Here is a 16,273-nt window from a genome sequence, read left to right as displayed (position 1 = left end):
AAACACAAAATGTTAACGGACCTGAAATAGTCGCGTGAGTGCGCGGCGCACGATCCATGAAAAAGCCCTTTTGCCATTCTTTGACGGTTTTCGTCCGAACCTCAGCCTAGCGGCAATCGACATTTGGACGTGAATGCGCTGCGTTGCATCATGATCGTAATAAAGGGAGATGGATCCTGCACAGTCTTGACCCGGCTCCTATCGCTGCCGATGAACGCCTCGCAGCTTGGGGGTCAAAAGCTGACATAGCCGATGTCCACGTTCGACCCCCTGCGTCCTCTCTTCACCAACCCTACGCCGGTTGCAATTCCCTGCGCGGCAGCCGCGGGAAGGCGACCGCCACCGCCACCGCGCCGAGCCCGACAAGGGCCGAGCCGATGAACAGCCAGGAATAGCTGGCATAGGCATCGAACACCATGCCGCCGGCGAGCGGGCCGAAGGCCATGCCGATGCTGGACAGCATGGTGACGGCACCAAACACCGTGCCGAGGATGCGCTGGCCGAAATATTCGCGCGCCAGCACCGCATAGAGCGGCATCACGCCGCCATAGGTGGCGCCGAAGATGACGGCGAGCGTGTAGAATTGACCAAGCTCGCTGACCGCAAGATAGGCTGCGATGACCACGGACTGTATCGCCAGACCGGTAATCAGCACCGGCTTGACCCCCAGCCGGTCGGCAAGCACGCCGTATAGAAGCCTGCCGCCTAAGCCCGCCAGGCCCTCGATGCTGTAGATGCTGACCGCCGCCATCGGCGCTATGCCGCACAGCATGGCATAGCTGACCATGTGAAAGATCGGTCCGGAATGCGCCGCGCAGCAGGCAAAGAAGGTCAGTGCCAGAACGATGAATTGCGGCGAGCGCAGCGCCTGTGGAACCGACATGCCGGTATCGTTGGCGGCAATATCGGCGGCGGCGTCTTCAGCGGCAGGCTTGGGCGGCTGGCGCACCAGCAATGCGGCCGGCACCAGCAGCGCCCATGCCGCGACGCCGATGACGAACATGGCGGTGCGCCAGTCATAGGCCGTGATCAGCCATTGCGCGAAGGGCGAGATCGTCATCGGCGCCACGCCCATGCCCGCCGAGACCAGGGAAACGGCCAAGCTGCGATTGGTGTCGAACCAAGCGGCGGTCAGCGCGATCATCGGCGCGAAGAAGGCGCTTGCCGCGAGGCCGACGAGCACGCCATAGGTGATCTGGAAGACAAGCAGCGAGCCGGTGCGGCTGGCCAGCACCAGCGCCAGCCCGAGCAGCAACGCACCTGTCATCACCACGATGCGGGCGCCGTAGCGATCGTAAATGGCGCCCCAGGCGAAGCCGCCAAGGCCCATTACCAGGAAGTTCAGCGTCATAGCGCTCGATATGCCGGCGCGCGACCAATCTGTGTCGAGCGCCATCGGTTCGAGGAAGATCGCCAGCGAGAACATCGCCCCGAGGGCGACACAGGTCATCACAGCACCTGCCGCGACGATGACCCAACGATAGGAAAGGCTCATACTTTTCTCCCGAGATCGTTTGGACACGGCGCGACTTCTTTCAAGCTTCGTCACACCGCTTGCGTCCGAAGGACGATGACGACATTTCGAATCCTACAATCCGGTTGCATTTTTTATCCAGTCAGGAAATCGCGCCATTCAATTGCTCCATTGCATTGACCGTGCACCGTCCTGAGCTAGATTTCCAACCTGGCGATCAGGAGCTGTCAGGCATGGAACTTCATCGCGGCCGTCTCATCGACCACGTCCAGCTGGTGGTCAGGGATCTCAAGGCCAGCCGCCGCTTCTACGAGGCGGTTTTCAAGGTGCTCGATATTCCGATCGGCGGCAGCGCCGAGGATTATTTCTGGGCCGACGAGCTGTTCGTCTCCAGCATCGACAGCCGGGCGGCCAGCGGGCAACTGACGGGGCGCCACCACCTTGCCTTCCAGGCAAAGGACCGCGCGATGGTCGACGCCTTCTACAAGGCCGGCCTCGATGGCGGCGGCACGGACAATGGCGCACCCGGCGAGCGGCAGCACTACCATCCCGGCTACTATGCCGCCTTCCTGCTCGATCCCGACGGCAACAACATCGAGGCCGTCTTTCACGGGCCGGCCAACCGCAGCGCCGCTTCGGTGGAGATTACGTTTTAGCTCGATGACAGGTATTCTCGTTACGTCGCGCCGCGCCAACGCTTAATATTCAACTTCAACGCAGCGACGCTCAAAGGCTACCACATGGCCATCGACGAAGCGCCGCTGTCTTTGCCACGGAGCTCCCGCCCTATCGCGTCAGCGCCGCCATCCGGCCCGCCAGGAACTCGACGATCAGCCGGGCGCGGACCGGTAGCTGTCGCCCATACGCATGGACGATGTGCACCGGCATAGTCGGCATCGCCACCTCGGGCAGAATGCGGACCAGACGGCCGGTGTCGAGATCGTCCTGCACGGCAAACTGCATCAGATGCGCGATGCCGGCTCCGGCCAGCGCCGCTTGCCGGATGGCGCCGCCGTCGTCCGTATCGAGCCGCCCGTTCGGCACGATCACCGCGCCGTCGGCGAAGGTGACCGGATAAGGCCGCCCGGCCATCTGATAGCGGACGGAGTCGTGGCTCTGCAACGCCTCGACCGATGCCGGCCGGCCGCGCCGTTCGACATAGGCCGGCGAGGCCACCAGCACGATCGGCAGATTGGCGACTTTGCGCGCGATGAGCCGGGTGTCCGACAGCGTCCCCATGCGCACCGCTACATCATAACCTTCGCGGATCAGGTCGGCGTGACGGTCGGTGACGCTGAGCTCGAGTTTCAGTTCGCCGTGCTGCGCCAGGAATGCTTGTGCCCATGAGGCAATCAGGCCGCGCCCGAGTTCGACGGATGCCGTGACGCGCAGCAGGCCGCGCGCGGTATCCGCCATCTGGACGATGTCCTCGGCATCGTCCAGCGCTCTGAGCAAAGGCGCGACCCGCTCGTAATAGGCGAGGCCTTCGCTGGTCAGTGCCAGCCGGCGCGTCGAGCGCTGGATCAGCCGCACGCCCAGCCGCCGCTCGAGCCGCGCCACGCTCTTCGACACCGCCGACGGGCTGGAGCCGACCAGCCGGCTGGCGGCATGGAACGAGCCGGCATCGACCGTGCGCACGAAGGCGACGAGACCGGCGGTCCTTTCGAGGATGGTGGTCATTCAAGAATTCCAGGCACGAAAGAACCGATCGAGGTGATCCTAAATACGCTATCCGATCACCATTAAATACCGCTCATCATCGATAAAGGAGAGATTTGATGAGCAAGCTGAACGGCAAGGTCGCCATCGTCACCGGCGCCTCCAAGGGTATCGGCGCCGGCATCGCCAAGGGTCTTGCGGCGGCCGGTGCCGCCGTGGTCGTCAACTATGCCTCGTCGAGGGAAGGTGCGGACCGCGTCGTTGCCGAGATCAAGGACGCAGGCGGCCGAGCCGTTGCCGTCCATGGCGACGTGTCGCAAGTGGCCGACGTGCGCCGCCTGTTCGAGGCCGCCAAATCGTCGTTCGGCGCGGTGGACATCCTGGTCAACAATGCCGGCGTCTTCGCATTCGAGCCGCTGGAAGCGGTGACCGAGGCCGAATTCCACCGTGAGTTCGACACCAATGTGCTGGGCACCATCCTGACCATCCGGGAAGCGGTGAACCATTTCGGCGCCGGAGGCGGCAGCGTCATCAACATAAGCTCGGTCGCCAGCCTCAACCCGCAGCCGAACTCGCTGGTCTACGCCGCCACCAAGGGCGCAGTGGATTCGATCACGCTCTCCATGTCGAGAGAGCTCGGCGCCCGCAACATCCGCGTCAACGCCATCGCGCCTGGCGGCGTCGACACCGAAGGCCTGCAGCGGATCGGCATCGTCGGCAGCGAGTTCGAGAAGCAGGTCATCGCCATGACCCCGCTCGGCCGCTTCGGCCAGCCCGACGACATCGCCCGCATCGCGGTGTTCCTCGCCTCCGACGACGCATCCTGGCTGACCGGCGAGCGCATCACCGCCTCGGGCGGTTGGAGATAGGCATAGAGCGCGCGGACCTGCCGTTTCACGGACCATCCCACGCAGCGTGACGTCGATAAAACCCTGCAATCGATGACGAGAGCGATCTGAGCCCTATGTTGCGGCGATGGAGGAGCGCCGTGCGGTATCGATGACGGCGAGAAGCCAGGGAGGCAACGGATGACGGACGACGAAAGAGCAATCCGAAAGCTGGTCGAGACGTGGATGGATGCGAGCAAGCGTGGAGACACCGCGACCGTCCTCAGCTTGATGACGGACGACGCGATCTTCATGGTTCCCGGCCGGGAGCCCTTCGACAAGGAGATCTTCGCGGCAGCCGCGCAGGAGATGGCCGGCGTTCATGTCGACGGCACGAACGAGATCGTTGAACTACAGCTTCTTGGCGACTGGGCCTTCATGCGCGGTCGTATCGATATGACCGCAACGCCGCCGAACGGGAAGCCGGTGCGTCAATCGGGATATACGCTGACGCTCCTGCGCAAGGAGGCTGATGGTGCGTGGCGGCTGGCCCGCGATGCGAACCTGCTGACCGCGCAAGGCTAGAGCCGGTCTCCGGCATCTCTGCACCGGAAGGCGCGCCAGGGAGCGACAGGATGGCGAAGATGCGTGCAGGTCGCCCTGAACAGCGTTCCCCTCCTCCACTGATCACACCGGCAAGAGGGCGTTCGGCTTGACATCGGCGATGGAGGCGAAGGTGTGCGTTTCGCGCACGCCGGGCAGTGGCAGGATGACCCGCTGCAGGAAATCCTTGAACACCGCCATATCGGCGATCCGCGCCTTCACCAGATAATCGAAACCGCCTACCACCATATGGCACTCCAGAACCTCCGGGGCCTTCGCCACGGCTTCGGCGAAACGGTCAAAGACATGCGGCGCCGTGTGGTCAAGCCGGACCTCGATGAACACCAGCGTTCCCCGGCCGACCTTGCGCGGATCGAGCACCGCCCTGACCGCGGTGATGAACCCGTCGCGGAACAGGCGCTTCACCCGCTGGCTGGCTCCGGTCGGCGACAGCCCGACACGCCCGGCAAGATCAAGCGTCGTCCGGCGCCCATCCTCCTGCAGCAGCCGGAGCAGGCTGCGGTCTATCTGGTCGAGGTCGTCCATTTTCACAATCCACTCTATCTCAGGGATTTGTGTGCTGATTTCACGCAGACATATCAAAATCAACGTATTTCATCAGATAAAACCTCGCAATAGCCTGCGCTTCCCTCACCCACTCAAAGCAAACGTGGTGAGCCGATTTCGACAAACAAAAGGAGTGCAAGATGACCAAGGAAGCGTTCAGCCCAGCCGGCAGGAGTGCGGCGGAAATCAGCAAGGGAGCGACCGAGATCCTGGTGCTGAGCGAAGTCGACGTGATGGCGTGCATCGATCTCAGCCAGCTTCTCGATGTTCTGGAAGACGGCTTCAAGGCGCTGTCACAAGGCAAGGTCGTCAATCCACCCCGACCACAGCTCAACATCCCAGGGGCCGGCTACAGCCTCGCCATGCCGGCCTGGATGGAGGGCATGAACCTGACCGTCAAGGTCGTCAACGTCTTCGAAGGCAATTTGGCCAAGAACCTGCCCAGCCACCTCGCCACCATCAGCCTGTTCGATCCGCTGTCCGGCCTGCCGGTCTGCATCATGGACGGCACCTTCATAACCGCGGTGCGAACCTCCGGCTCCGCCGTGCTGTCGGTGCGCGCGCTCGCGCGCCGGGACGCCAGGATAGCGACAGTGGTCGGCGCCGGCGTGCAGGCCAACCAGCACCTGCATCTGTTGCCGCTGGTGCGCGACTTTGCCGAAATCCGGGTCGCTTCGAAGAGCTTCGACGATGCGGCAGCGCTTGCCCGGCTGCATCCGTCGGTGGTGGCGGTCGCCGACCTCGAGGCGGCAGTGCGCAGTTCCGACGTGGTGTGCCTGGCGACGCATTCCTACGAGCCGGTGATCGAGGCAGACTGGGTTCGGCCGGGCACGCACGTCTCGTCGGTCGGGGTGGCACCACCCGGCGGTGAAATGCCGATCGAGCTCATCGGCAAATCCAGTCTTTTTGTCGAGACCAGGGATGCGTTCGAACCGACCCCGGTCGGTTCTTGCGAGCTTGCCGGCTTCGACCCGGATTTCGGCACTGAGCTTGGCGCCATGCTGCTCGACCGCGCGCCGGGCCGTGTTTCGGATCAACAGATCACCACCTACAAGGCGATGGGCATTGCCATGGAAGACATGGTCGCCGCCGATCTCGCCTATCGTTGCGCCAAGCGTCTGCGCAAGGGAAAGCTCATCGTGCTGTAGGCGTGCCGCGAGCCAGGCGGGATCGACGTTGCTGACAATGGCGCTTTCGCGGAAGCGGCCGGGCTAAAGGGCGGTCCCTCAGGCCGGCACACGCTTCAGCGCCTGCGCCATGCAGTGGATGCCGCCGCCGGTCTTCGAGACCTCGCTCATGTCGACCGCCGCCACTTCGAAGCCGCGCGCCTTGAGCTGGCCGATCAGCGTCTGGCTGGATGTCGGCGCGATCACCCGGTCCTTGCCCAGCGACATGAAGTTGCAGCCGAGCGCCATCGTGTCCTGGAACGGCACGTCGATGATCTCGTGGCCCTTGCCCTTCAGCCAGTCGACGATGCCCGGCTCGGTGCAGGCGAGGCAGACGGCGGTCAGTTTCTCGGCGATCGGCACCACCATCAGATCGATATGGACATAATATTCGTCGATGAAGGCGATGCGGGTTTCCCAGCCCTCCTTGTCGAACCAGGCCTGGACCTGGCGAGCGCCCTCCTCCTGGGTGCGTGCGCCGCCGCAGCCGATCAGCACCACGCCGTCCTCGATGACGTTGAAGTCGCCGCCCTCGAAAGTGCCCGCCGTGACCATGTCGTAGATCGGAATGCCGAGCTTCTCATAGGTGCGGATCGCCGCATAGTTCTCGCCACGCCGCCACCATTGGGACATCGCGGTGATGATGGCGCCATACGGCGTCATGACGCTGGAATCGCGTGAATAGACCTGCATCGGCAGTTCCGGCGTCGGCTCGTGCCAGTGGATGTTGACGCCGAAATGTTCGTAAGCAGCGACCAGATCCTTGTGCTGCGCCTGCGCGATCTGGACGTTGCACGGCGCCTCGCGCAGATGTTTGCGCGACAACGAGCTGGTCGAGAGGTGGCGCAGGAAATTCGGCGAGCCGAGCAGCACGTCGGTCAGGACATCGGTCTCGTTGGCAAAGCCCCAGGCGGTCAGCGGCTTGGTGCCGCCGGCCGGATTGCGGCGCTGCAGTGAAAACGGTTCTGCTACGATGCGGTCATGAACGGTCATGGGGTTCTCCTGGCTTGGGTGATCACGCGGCTTGCGGGTTACTTGGTATCCACCAGTCCCGTCCGCGCGGGGTGGTGACATATTCCGGCCAGCGGAAATGGATTGGCGGGTCATAGTCGCAAAGCGGCGCCAGCCAAGTGCTGCCACCAATGCCGCCGCCGGTGCGGGCGACGAATTCGTCCATCGCCGCGTCGCGGGCCGCCTTGTCTTCGAGCAGGCGAAGTGCTGCCAACGCGATCGTCTTCGCGGCGCAGGTAACCATCGGATCGATGGTGGCGGAAATGCCGCCCAGCGCGTTCATCGCCCAGGACGGATACGCCTGGCCGTTCTCGGACCGCAGCGCCGGCCGGGCGACATAGAACCGCGCCGTCGGCGTCTGCCACGACATGTCGGTGTAATCGTCGGAGGTGGAATTCAGCTGCGACGGCGGCAAGTCGCGGCGCAGCATCGCCTCCGCCTCCTCAGGCGCAATCAGCTGCTCCAACTCGGCGATAAACGGCTCGTCACTCGCCGCGCCGCCGGCATTGACCTGGATTTCGCGGGCAATCGCCTTGGCCGCCTCGTCCCAGCGCGGCGGCCCGACCGTCGACAGCGCATCGTAGGCAATACCCGCCATGGCATGGTTGGGAAGCCCCGGCCGCGACTTCGACACCCAGTGCCGCTCATGGCGGCAGCCGCTCATCTTCGCGGCGGCCTCCGCGTTGCGGTCGAGCATGGCGGTGACCTGCTCGGCCATGGCAAGCGTCGGCACGCGGATCATGTACTGGATCTCGGCCAGACCCGCCGGCAGATTGTCGGCGGTCGCCTGTCCCGCGGTCAGGATCGCCTCGCTGATCGACCAGCCGCCCTGATGCGGCAGCATGGAATCACGCAGCGCCTTGGACGCCATGTACATCATGACAAGCGCGTCGTTGGCGCCGGGCGCCCTGACCGCCGAATGCGCCTGCGGAATCGGCGCTCCATCGCTTGCGCGAACCCAATTTTCGGGTTCGTCGCACACAAAGCGATAGATCATCGCATAGGCCGCGCCGCAATGCGTGTCCCAGCGCGCCGTGTTGCAGAGCGGCAGCATGTAAAAGGGATGGAAGGAGATCATGCCGGCGAGGCCATCGTAGTAGCCTTTTCCGGCATGGATCGGCTTCGACCCCCGCACCTTCTCCGCCGGCTCGCCGGTGAAGCGCAGCGTGCCCGATATGCCGTGGCGCTGCATCGCCGCCTTGGTCGCCAAAAGCCCGCCCATGCTGGCAACGCCGAGACCGGAATGCGGATCGGTGTGGCCGCCGGCCTCAGCGCCGAGCCCCGGGCGCGGTCGCTTGACGGTCGCCGCATCCTGGCAATTGCCCGGCACCGCGTCATACTCGGCATACATGCCGATCGTCGGCCCGGCGCCGTTGGTCCAGTGGGCGCAAAAGGCGGTCGGCATCCCGCCGGAGCCTTCCTCGACCGAAAAACCCTCATGCTTGAGACGCTCGACATACCAGGCGGCCGACTGGTATTCGCGCCAGGCGGTCTCGCCGAAATCGAAGATCGTCCGCGTCCATGCCGACAGCGACGGCTGGATGTCGTCCAGACAGGCAAGCGCGGTCGCTTGAGCCGAGTTCGTCACCGGATCCTCCATCGGTCAAAGAAAGCAGTGAAGCGCCTCGCCAAAAAGTGATATGTTTTCCCGGCTCATGCAAATTCGGTTCACCTCTTGAGGATTCCCTCGACGCAGGCGCTGCGCGCCCTCGACAGTTTCGCCCGCCACGGCAGCGTCTGGCGCGCCGCCGACGAACTGCATCTGACCCGCAGCGCGGTCAGCCACCAATTGCGGCTACTCGAACGCGATCTCGGCTTCGACCTGCTCGAGCGCATCGGCAAGGGCGTGGCGCTGACGCCGCGCGGCCAGCGTTACGCCAGTGACGTGCGCAAGGCGCTGACGGTGCTCGGCGATGCGGTAACGCGCCATGCCGGCACCGGCGTCGGCGGCTCGTTCAGCGTCAGTTGCACGCCGGGCTTCGCCTCGCTGTTCCTGTGCACGCACATCGGCGAATTCCGGCAGATGTACCCCGATGTCGCGCTGCGCATCCTGACGCCGCGGCGGCTGGACGACGTCAGCAATGCCGAGGCCGACGCCTTCATCGCCTTCGGCGTCGGCAACTGGCCGAACCGCGCGGTCGAGCTGTTGTGCGAGATCTCGTTCACGCCGCTGTGCAGCCCGACGCTACTCAACAAGATCGGCGGGTTTTCCAAGCCGGCCGACGTGCTGCGCGCCAATCTCTTGCATCTCGGCGACACCGAGGACTGGGCGCGCTGGCTGGCGCTGTCGAAGGTCGAAAATCCCGACACCGAGGGCGGCATCTTCTTTTCCGACATGAACCTGGTTTTTTCGGCCGCCATCGCCGGCCAGGGCATCGCCATGGGCGACGAGTTGACCAGCCGCCGGGCGCTGAGCGAAGGCCGGCTGGTGCGCCCCTTCGACATCGCAATCAGTTCGCCACGGTCCTATTTTCTCGTTTCCGAGCATGCCAAGGCGGCGCATCCGGTGCTGGAGGCGTTCGGGAGGTGGCTGAGGTCGAAACTGTCGGAGATTAGCTAATCTCCCCCCTCGAGGGGGAGATTGGCGCCATAGATGAATCAAATTTGCCGATGCGGCGAAAACTATTCGGTTGCGGTGAGCCGCCGCCCTGCCTACGATTTCAATCAGCATTGAGGACAAGGCAGGATGCAGCAACCCGGCCGTGCCGCAGAGATCAAGGCAATCGGGATCGGCAAGAGCTTCGGCTCGTTCCGTGCGCTGGACGATCTGACGCTCGATATCGGCCGCGGTGAGTTCCTGACCCTGCTCGGGCCGTCGGGTTCGGGCAAGACCACTTTCCTGATGATCCTTGCCGGTTTCGTGCAGCCGACCGACGGCCGCCTTTACAGCGACGGCGTCGATATCACCGAGCGGCCGGCCGAGCAGCGCGCCGCCGGCATGGTGTTCCAGGGCTATGCCCTGTTCCCACATATGAGCGTCGAGGCCAACATCGCCTTCCCGCTCAAGGTGCGCAAGAAATCGGCGGCCGAGATCAAGCGTCGCGTCGGTGAGATGGTCGAGCGCGTCGGGCTGAAGGGCCACGAGAAGAAACTGCCGTCGCAATTGTCCGGCGGCCAGCAGCAGCGCGTGGCGCTGGCCCGCGCACTGGTGTTCGAGCCGGGTGTGCTTTTGCTCGACGAGCCGTTCTCGGCGCTCGACAAGGGCTTGCGCGGCCAGATGCAGGCCGAGATGAAGCGGCTGCACCAGGAAACCGGCACCACCTTCGTCTTCGTCACCCATGATCAGAGCGAGGCGCTGGCACTGTCGTCGCGCGTCGCCATCTTCAACCACGGCAAGTTGCTGCAGGTCGGCGCGCCTGACGAGGTCTACGACCGGCCGGCCAACCGCTTCGTCGCCGAGTTCCTCGGCGAGATCAACATGCTGCTGCTGAAGGGCGTGCGCAACGCCGACAACGGCGCCACCGGCCTGTGCGAAGACCGCACCATCACCCTGCGCGGCAATGCAAGCGCCGTCGGCAGCAACGCCATCCTGGCGATCCGGCCCGAATACATGTCGATCGCCCCCGAAGCGACAGCCGGCGAGAACGGCATCGCCGCGACTGCGGTCGCCTCGACCTATCTCGGCGCTGCGACGCGGCTCGATCTCACGACGCGCCAAGGTGCCAAGGTGACGGTCTCGGTGCCGAACGAGGTCGCCGCTTCGGCACTCAGCAAGGGCAATTCCGTATGGCTGACATGGCCTGCGGAAAAAGGTTTCCTCCTTCCGGACGGAGGACAATGACGATCGGCGTGGCGAAGCTGAAATTCGCCAGGCCGGCTTTCGGGAAATATCAACGACAAAAAGGGGAACTGACATGACAAACAATTCAGAGATGAGCGAAACCAGGAAACACGCCATCGAGACACTGTCTGCCAGGGCGGTGCGCGGCGAGATCTCGCGCCGGCAGTTCACGCAGCTGGCTGCGCTCGTGCTGGCCGGCACGCCGATGCTGCTGCGCTCGACCGGCGCCTTCGCGCAAGCCAAGGAACTGGTGCTGGTCAACTGGGGTGGTGACGCCATCACCGCCTATGACGCGGCCTATGGCCAGGCCTTCACCAAGGAGACCGGCATCACCGTCAAGATGGACGGCTCCGGTCCGACCGAGGGTGCGATCGCCGCACAATTCAAGAGCGGCGCCCCGACCTGGGACCTGGTCGACGTCGACCCGTTCTCGGCGATCACACTCGGCGCGCAGGGCATGCTCGAGCCGATCGACTATTCGATCGTCGACAAGAACAAGATGCGGCCTGGCTTCGGCTGGGAGCACGCCGCCTCGACCTATTTCTTCTCCTATGTCATCGCCTACGATTCCGAGAAATTCGGCAGCCAGGCACCGACCGGCATGGCCGACTTCTTCGACGTGACGAAATTCCCCGGCAAGCGCTCGCTCTACAAATGGGGCGTATCGAGCTGGGAAGCGGCACTGCTCGCCGACGGCATCGCGCCGGCCTCGCTCTACCCGCTCGATCTCAAGCGCGCGCACGACAAGATCGCCGCCTTCAAGGAGAATGTCGTTGCCTATTGGGGCGGCGGCGCCGAGAGCCAGAGCGTGCTGCTCGACGGCGAGGCTTCGATGGCGATCGTCTGGTCGACCCGAGCCTCGCTGATCGAGCAGGATTCCGGCGGCAAGATCAAGTTCATCTGGGACCAGGGCCTGATCTCGCCCGGCGCGCTCGCCGTGCTCAAGGGCAATCCCGGCGGCAAGGACGCAGCGATGAAGTTCATCGCCAGCGCCCAGGATCCGCAAAAGCAGCTGATCATGTTCGACAAGCTCGGCCAGGGCCCGGCCAATCCGGCCACCGACGCGCTGATCCCCGCCGACAAGAAGCGCATCAACCCGGTCGACCCCGAAAACATGAAGAAGCAGATCCCGCTCGACATGGAGTGGTACGCCAAGAACTACGGGGCCGCACTCGACGAATACACGAAGATCATCTCCGCCTGATAGACCGGGATAACCGGGCCGAGATGAAAGCATATCTCTCCGACAGGATGGGCGCGGCGCTGTTGATGGCGCCGCTGCTGCTGTTCCTTGGCGCCGCCTATGCCTGGCCATTCTTCGGCGTCGTCAATTGGAGCTTCACCCTGCCCAAGCCGGGGCTCGGGCAATATGGCACACTGCTTAGCGACCCGCTGGTGCAGTCGGTGTTTGTCCGCACGCTGCGCATCGCTGCGATCGTCACGATCGTTTCGGTTGCCGCCGCCTACGCCATCACCGTGGTGTGGGTGCGCGGCACGCCGGCGCAGCGGGTCATCGCCGAGTTCTGCATCCTGGTGCCGTTCTGGATCTCGGTGCTGACGCGCGCCTTCGGCTGGGTGGCGCTGCTTTCCAATCGCGGCCTGTTCAACACCTGGCTGCAAGCGATCGGCTTCATCTCGGAACCGCTGACGCTGGTGCGCAACGAATTCGGCGTCATCGTCGGCATGACGCATTTCCTCATTCCCTTCGCCGTGTTCCCGCTGGCGTCTTCGATGCGCAGCCTCGACGACCGCGTGCTGCTGGCGGCGCGCGGGCTCGGCTCCAGCCGCATGCGCACCTTCTGGTCGGTGTTCGTGCCGATGACCCGCTCCGGCATCATCGGCTCGGCGCTCATCGTCTTCGTGTTTTCGCTCGGCTTCTTCGTGACGCCGGCGATCCTTGGCGGCGGCCGCAGCGTGATGGTCGCCGAGCTGATCTATCTGCGCATCTTCCAGAGCCCGGATTGGGGGCTGGGGGCGGCGATCAGCGTCGTGCTGGTGCTGTTCGTCGGTACGCTGATGGCGCTGCTGTTCCGCTATGTCAGACCGAAGCAGCTGATCTGATGCCGACCTACCGCCCCGGCCCCGTCTCGCTGATCCTCGCTGCACTGGTGGCGCTGTTCCTGCTGTTGCCGCTGCTCGCCGTCATCCCGGTGTCGCTGACGCCGACCCGCATGCTGGCGATGCCGTCCGGCGAATTGTCGCTGCGCCACTACCGGGCGCTGATCGAGGATCCGCGCTGGATCAATTCGATCCTGCTCTCGATCAGGATCGGCGTCGTCAGCAGCGCCTTTTCCACCGTGCTGGCCCTGTGCTTCAGCCTCGGTGTGTGGATGTTCCAGCCGCGCTTCACCGCCGCGCTGGTCGGCTTCGTGCTGCTGCCGATGGTGGTGCCGCCGGTGGTCTCGGCGATCACGCTCTACTTCCTGCTGACCTCGATCTCCGGCGTCTCTTCGTTCTTCGGCTACGACACCTGGCTCGGTGTCGCCATGGCGCATGCGGTGATGACGGTGCCCTTCGCCACGGTGCTGATCCTGGTGTCGCTCAGCCAGCTCGACCGGCGCATCGACCTTGCCGCGCGCGGTCTCGGCGCCACCGTGTGGGAACGCGCCACCCGCATCATCATGCCCAACATCAAATTCGGCATCGTCACTGCCGCCCTGCTGTCCTTCGTGCTGTCCTGGGAAGAGATCGGCGTCACCCTGTTCATCACCTCGGTCAACGCGATCACGCTGCCCAGGCTGATGTGGATGGGCCTGCGCGACAACATCGACCCGGCGATCGCCGCCCTCTCGGTGATCCTGATCATCATCACGGTGCTGGTGCTGGCGGCGCGCAGTGCCGTGGTCAGGCTGCGCGCGGGGCAGTGAGGCGCGAAGCGGAAAACAGATCAAGTCAAAGGTGGGCAATCCTTCGCGCCCCCCTCTGTCCTACCGGACATCTCCCCCACTTGGGGAGAAATTGGCCGTCATCTCCGCTTTCGCCAATCACTACCGCCGAAGAAAGGAGCCGTCGCCGAAGCTGCCGATCTCCCCCCAAGTGGGGGAGATGGCCGGCAGGCCAGAGGGGGGCGCTGTCCCGCCAACTGTCGAGCGGATACGCGCTCCGCTTCGGGCGACGGTCTTCTACCCCATTGCGTGGCGAATGGTCTTGGACAGACGGCTCAGGAATGCCGGTCTAGACGATGCGTCGAGCTTCCACGACAGCACCGCCGTCGCCAGTTTCCGCGGCAGCACCCCGACCGACAGGAACCAGGCGGCAAGGACGGCGCGCCGGCGCAGCGACGCGGTCATTTCGAGGCTGGCGACGGCGCCCGCCGCCCCAAGCGCCAGCCGGGAATCATTGGCCACGGGGTGCCGGCGCCTGTCCGCGCACAGCGACGCCAGCCGCTCTTCCAGGTGGACCGGATCGTGGCGGACAGCCTCCGACGGGACGATGGTCAGGCCGATCCCGGAGGCTTGGTCCGACAGCGCCTGCATGCGGCGGAAGTCGTGGGTTACCCGCCAGCGTGCCCGCTCGGCGAGCTTTTCACCGAACACCGAATGGTTGGCGCCGTGGATCCGGTAGGCGCCGACGCATTCGTCGATGGACTGGACGTGTCCGTACATGGGCGCCAGCGTTACAAGGTAGCCATCGGCGCCCTGGCGGAACTCCGCCTCCGGTATAGGCATGATCGATTCGAGGGTTGTGCGATCAAAGGCCAGCCCGCTGGTCACAGTCGTCTGATAGCGGCCCTTGTGCAGGAGTTTCGGCATGACGTCACCGCTGTCAAAGGGCAGTTCGGGCGGCGGAAAGACGTCCTTGATGCGTTGTCGTTCGTCGACGATATGCAGCCTTGACTGCACCTGGGCAGTTGCCGCATCCCAGGTGTCGACGATCCTGGAAACGGCGGTCGGATAAAGAAAATCGTCGGCGTCGAGGAACAGGACGATCTTGCCCGAGCTTGCCGCGAACCCGGTGTTGAACGCCGCCGCATGCCCGCCATTTTGCGCGCGCGGGCAGGCGAGGATCCTGTCCCCATATGATTTCATGATTGTCGTGGAATTGTCCTGCGAGGCATCATCGACGACGATGACTTCGACATCCGCGTAGTCCTGCTCGAGGGCGCTATCGATGCTGCGTTTGAGGAAACGCGCGTAATTGTAGTTCGGGATGATGATGGATACCGGAATCCTCGGGACAGACTGCATCGCATTTGACCTCGCATCTTGCTTTGGTTTCAGCAAACCCGCGCGCGGGCCTGGTTCCTCCTCAAGCGCGTCCCACGAATTCCTGGGAGAAGGCTCGTGCCTTTCGTCAGGACGGGTCACGTCTCTTGCTTTTGCGACTTCATGCTGAGGCCGCCATTGCCTTCAAGAGCTGCCGCCGAGATCATGGTCGACGGCAGCAAGGGCTCCGACGGTTCGGCTCGGATGACACGACAACCGAGCCTGACGGAAAGGCTTGGGTCGCGATCAGGTCGGGACCGCAGCGGACAGGCACCTTGAAGGCATGGCGGATACTGGCCTTCAAATGCGGCTGGAGCAAGCCCCACGCCAAGACCAAAGGCTCACAAGCCTGTTACGTCTCAGGCGGCATGCAGCGTTGGAATGGCGCTGACATCCACTTCGCGCTCCGCGTGCCAGGCATCATACGCGGCCTGCATCCTGAGCCAGATCGCGGCGCCGTCGCCGAACATCTTCCCAAGGCGGGCGGCGACGGCCGGCGACACCGGCTTCTTCTCGCGGATGATGTCGTAAAGCTGCTGGCGCGAGATTCCGAGCAGATTGGCGATTTCCACCTTGGTCTTTCCGGTTGCCGGGATAATGTCGTCAAGCAGCGCTCCAGGGTGGGTTGGGCAGCGCTCCATCGGACGAATCGGCTCATACACGCTCATATCCGACTTCTCCAATCTGACCGCCTCAATGTATTGTTCGAAATCGACGCGGGCGACATCAGTGCCGTCGAACTCGAATGTGATGCACCACGGCCCGTTGACATGCACCGTGTAGCGGGTCGGGCTGAAACCTTTCAAAGCGTGGAAGTCGAAGCCCGGCATGTTCATGTCTTCCGGCCTTTCCGCGACTTCCAGACGGTCAAGCCGGACAAGGATGCGCTTGTGCATCTTGGCGTCGATCTTTCCGGTTCCTCCGGTTTGAAAGAGGTCCGCCAGCGCCTTGTGTTTGAACGATTTGATCATGCAAAACGT

The 16,273-nt window shown here is 64.0% G+C and carries 16 protein-coding genes and 1 pseudogene; 9 read left to right on the top strand and 8 right to left on the bottom strand.

Features of this window, described 5'->3' with window-relative positions:
* Positions 1-292: 292 nt before the first annotated feature.
* Entirely contained in the window at positions 293-1,495 is a 1,203-nt protein-coding gene (locus AC0L2M_RS33135) for an MFS transporter (RefSeq protein ID WP_287238587.1), read from the bottom strand.
* A gap of 203 nt (positions 1,496-1,698) precedes the next feature.
* Here AC0L2M_RS33135 and AC0L2M_RS33130 point away from each other — a divergent pair, with 203 nt between their 5' ends.
* Complete coding sequence (locus tag AC0L2M_RS33130; protein ID WP_128173130.1) at positions 1,699-2,130, top strand: VOC family protein; 432 nt, start codon at positions 1,699-1,701, stop codon at positions 2,128-2,130.
* A 130-nt stretch (positions 2,131-2,260) separates the two neighbouring features.
* Here AC0L2M_RS33130 and AC0L2M_RS33125 read toward each other — a convergent pair whose 3' ends face one another.
* Positions 2,261-3,154 carry a LysR family transcriptional regulator gene (locus tag AC0L2M_RS33125; RefSeq protein ID WP_473537047.1) on the bottom strand — a complete coding sequence of 298 codons (894 nt, stop codon included), beginning with the start codon at positions 3,152-3,154 and terminating at the stop codon, positions 2,261-2,263.
* A 98-nt stretch (positions 3,155-3,252) separates the two neighbouring features.
* Between AC0L2M_RS33125 and AC0L2M_RS33120 the strand changes: the two genes are divergently transcribed.
* Positions 3,253-4,002: an SDR family NAD(P)-dependent oxidoreductase gene (locus AC0L2M_RS33120; RefSeq protein WP_128170483.1), complete on the top strand. Its 750-nt coding sequence runs from the start codon at positions 3,253-3,255 to the stop codon at positions 4,000-4,002.
* Between the two features lie 159 nt (positions 4,003-4,161).
* On the top strand, positions 4,162-4,545 hold the full coding sequence (locus AC0L2M_RS33115) for a YybH family protein (RefSeq protein WP_091599348.1): 384 nt from the start codon (positions 4,162-4,164) through the stop codon (positions 4,543-4,545).
* Between the two features lie 102 nt (positions 4,546-4,647).
* Here AC0L2M_RS33115 and AC0L2M_RS33110 read toward each other — a convergent pair whose 3' ends face one another.
* Positions 4,648-5,109: an Lrp/AsnC family transcriptional regulator gene (locus tag AC0L2M_RS33110; protein ID WP_128187514.1), complete on the bottom strand. Its 462-nt coding sequence runs from the start codon at positions 5,107-5,109 to the stop codon at positions 4,648-4,650.
* 161 nt (positions 5,110-5,270) lie between these two features.
* Between AC0L2M_RS33110 and AC0L2M_RS33105 the strand changes: the two genes are divergently transcribed.
* Positions 5,271-6,278, top strand: a complete 1,008-nt coding sequence (locus AC0L2M_RS33105; protein ID WP_287065370.1) for an ornithine cyclodeaminase family protein — start codon at positions 5,271-5,273, stop codon at positions 6,276-6,278.
* Positions 6,279-6,356: 78 nt separating this feature from the next.
* On the opposite strand, the gene AC0L2M_RS33100 is transcribed toward AC0L2M_RS33105, so the two are convergent.
* The gene (locus tag AC0L2M_RS33100) at positions 6,357-7,289 is read right to left on the bottom strand and encodes a dimethylarginine dimethylaminohydrolase family protein (RefSeq protein WP_128246919.1); all 933 of its coding nucleotides are present in this window, start codon (positions 7,287-7,289) and stop codon (positions 6,357-6,359) included.
* 22 nt (positions 7,290-7,311) lie between these two features.
* A complete protein-coding gene (locus tag AC0L2M_RS33095; protein ID WP_473537045.1) occupies positions 7,312-8,907 on the bottom strand; it encodes a zinc-binding metallopeptidase family protein in 1,596 nt (531 codons plus the stop codon).
* 75 nt (positions 8,908-8,982) lie between these two features.
* On the opposite strand from AC0L2M_RS33095, the gene AC0L2M_RS33090 reads away from it, so the two are divergent.
* The 5 genes from AC0L2M_RS33090 (at position 8,983) to AC0L2M_RS33070 (ending at position 13,955) form a co-directional block, all read left to right on the top strand.
* Positions 8,983-9,867 (top strand): LysR substrate-binding domain-containing protein, encoded by an 885-nt coding sequence (locus AC0L2M_RS33090; RefSeq protein ID WP_287260558.1) that lies wholly within the window; start codon positions 8,983-8,985, stop codon positions 9,865-9,867.
* Positions 9,868-9,993: 126 nt separating this feature from the next.
* On the top strand, positions 9,994-11,088 hold the full coding sequence (locus AC0L2M_RS33085; RefSeq protein ID WP_473537043.1) for an ABC transporter ATP-binding protein: 1,095 nt from the start codon (positions 9,994-9,996) through the stop codon (positions 11,086-11,088).
* A 91-nt stretch (positions 11,089-11,179) separates the two neighbouring features.
* Positions 11,180-12,292, top strand: a complete 1,113-nt coding sequence (locus AC0L2M_RS33080) for an ABC transporter substrate-binding protein (protein WP_128170923.1) — start codon at positions 11,180-11,182, stop codon at positions 12,290-12,292.
* A gap of 23 nt (positions 12,293-12,315) precedes the next feature.
* The gene (locus tag AC0L2M_RS33075; RefSeq protein ID WP_473537042.1) at positions 12,316-13,149 is read left to right on the top strand and encodes an ABC transporter permease; all 834 of its coding nucleotides are present in this window, start codon (positions 12,316-12,318) and stop codon (positions 13,147-13,149) included.
* Positions 13,149-13,955, top strand: a complete 807-nt coding sequence (locus AC0L2M_RS33070) for an ABC transporter permease (protein WP_023799169.1) — start codon at positions 13,149-13,151, stop codon at positions 13,953-13,955. Before AC0L2M_RS33075 ends, AC0L2M_RS33070 begins: the two co-directional genes overlap by 1 nt.
* A 255-nt stretch (positions 13,956-14,210) precedes the next feature.
* Here AC0L2M_RS33070 and AC0L2M_RS33065 read toward each other — a convergent pair whose 3' ends face one another.
* From AC0L2M_RS33065 to AC0L2M_RS33055, 3 genes and pseudogenes are all read right to left on the bottom strand, one after another.
* Complete coding sequence (locus tag AC0L2M_RS33065) at positions 14,211-15,275, bottom strand: glycosyltransferase family 2 protein (RefSeq protein WP_091599366.1); 1,065 nt, start codon at positions 15,273-15,275, stop codon at positions 14,211-14,213.
* Positions 15,276-15,652: 377 nt separating this feature from the next.
* Positions 15,653-15,961, bottom strand: coding sequence for a HigA family addiction module antitoxin (locus AC0L2M_RS33060; RefSeq protein ID WP_023799171.1), 309 nt, complete (start codon positions 15,959-15,961; stop codon positions 15,653-15,655).
* A 30-nt stretch (positions 15,962-15,991) separates the two neighbouring features.
* Positions 15,992-16,264: pseudogene (locus AC0L2M_RS33055) on the bottom strand (type II toxin-antitoxin system RelE/ParE family toxin); the annotation flags it as partial.
* Between the last annotated feature and the right edge of the window lie 9 nt (positions 16,265-16,273).

It is taken from the genome of Mesorhizobium sp. WSM4806 (assembly GCF_055811635.1).
The sequence above is the reverse complement of the archived record's forward strand: the minus strand, read 5'-3'. Positions and strand labels throughout refer to the sequence as shown.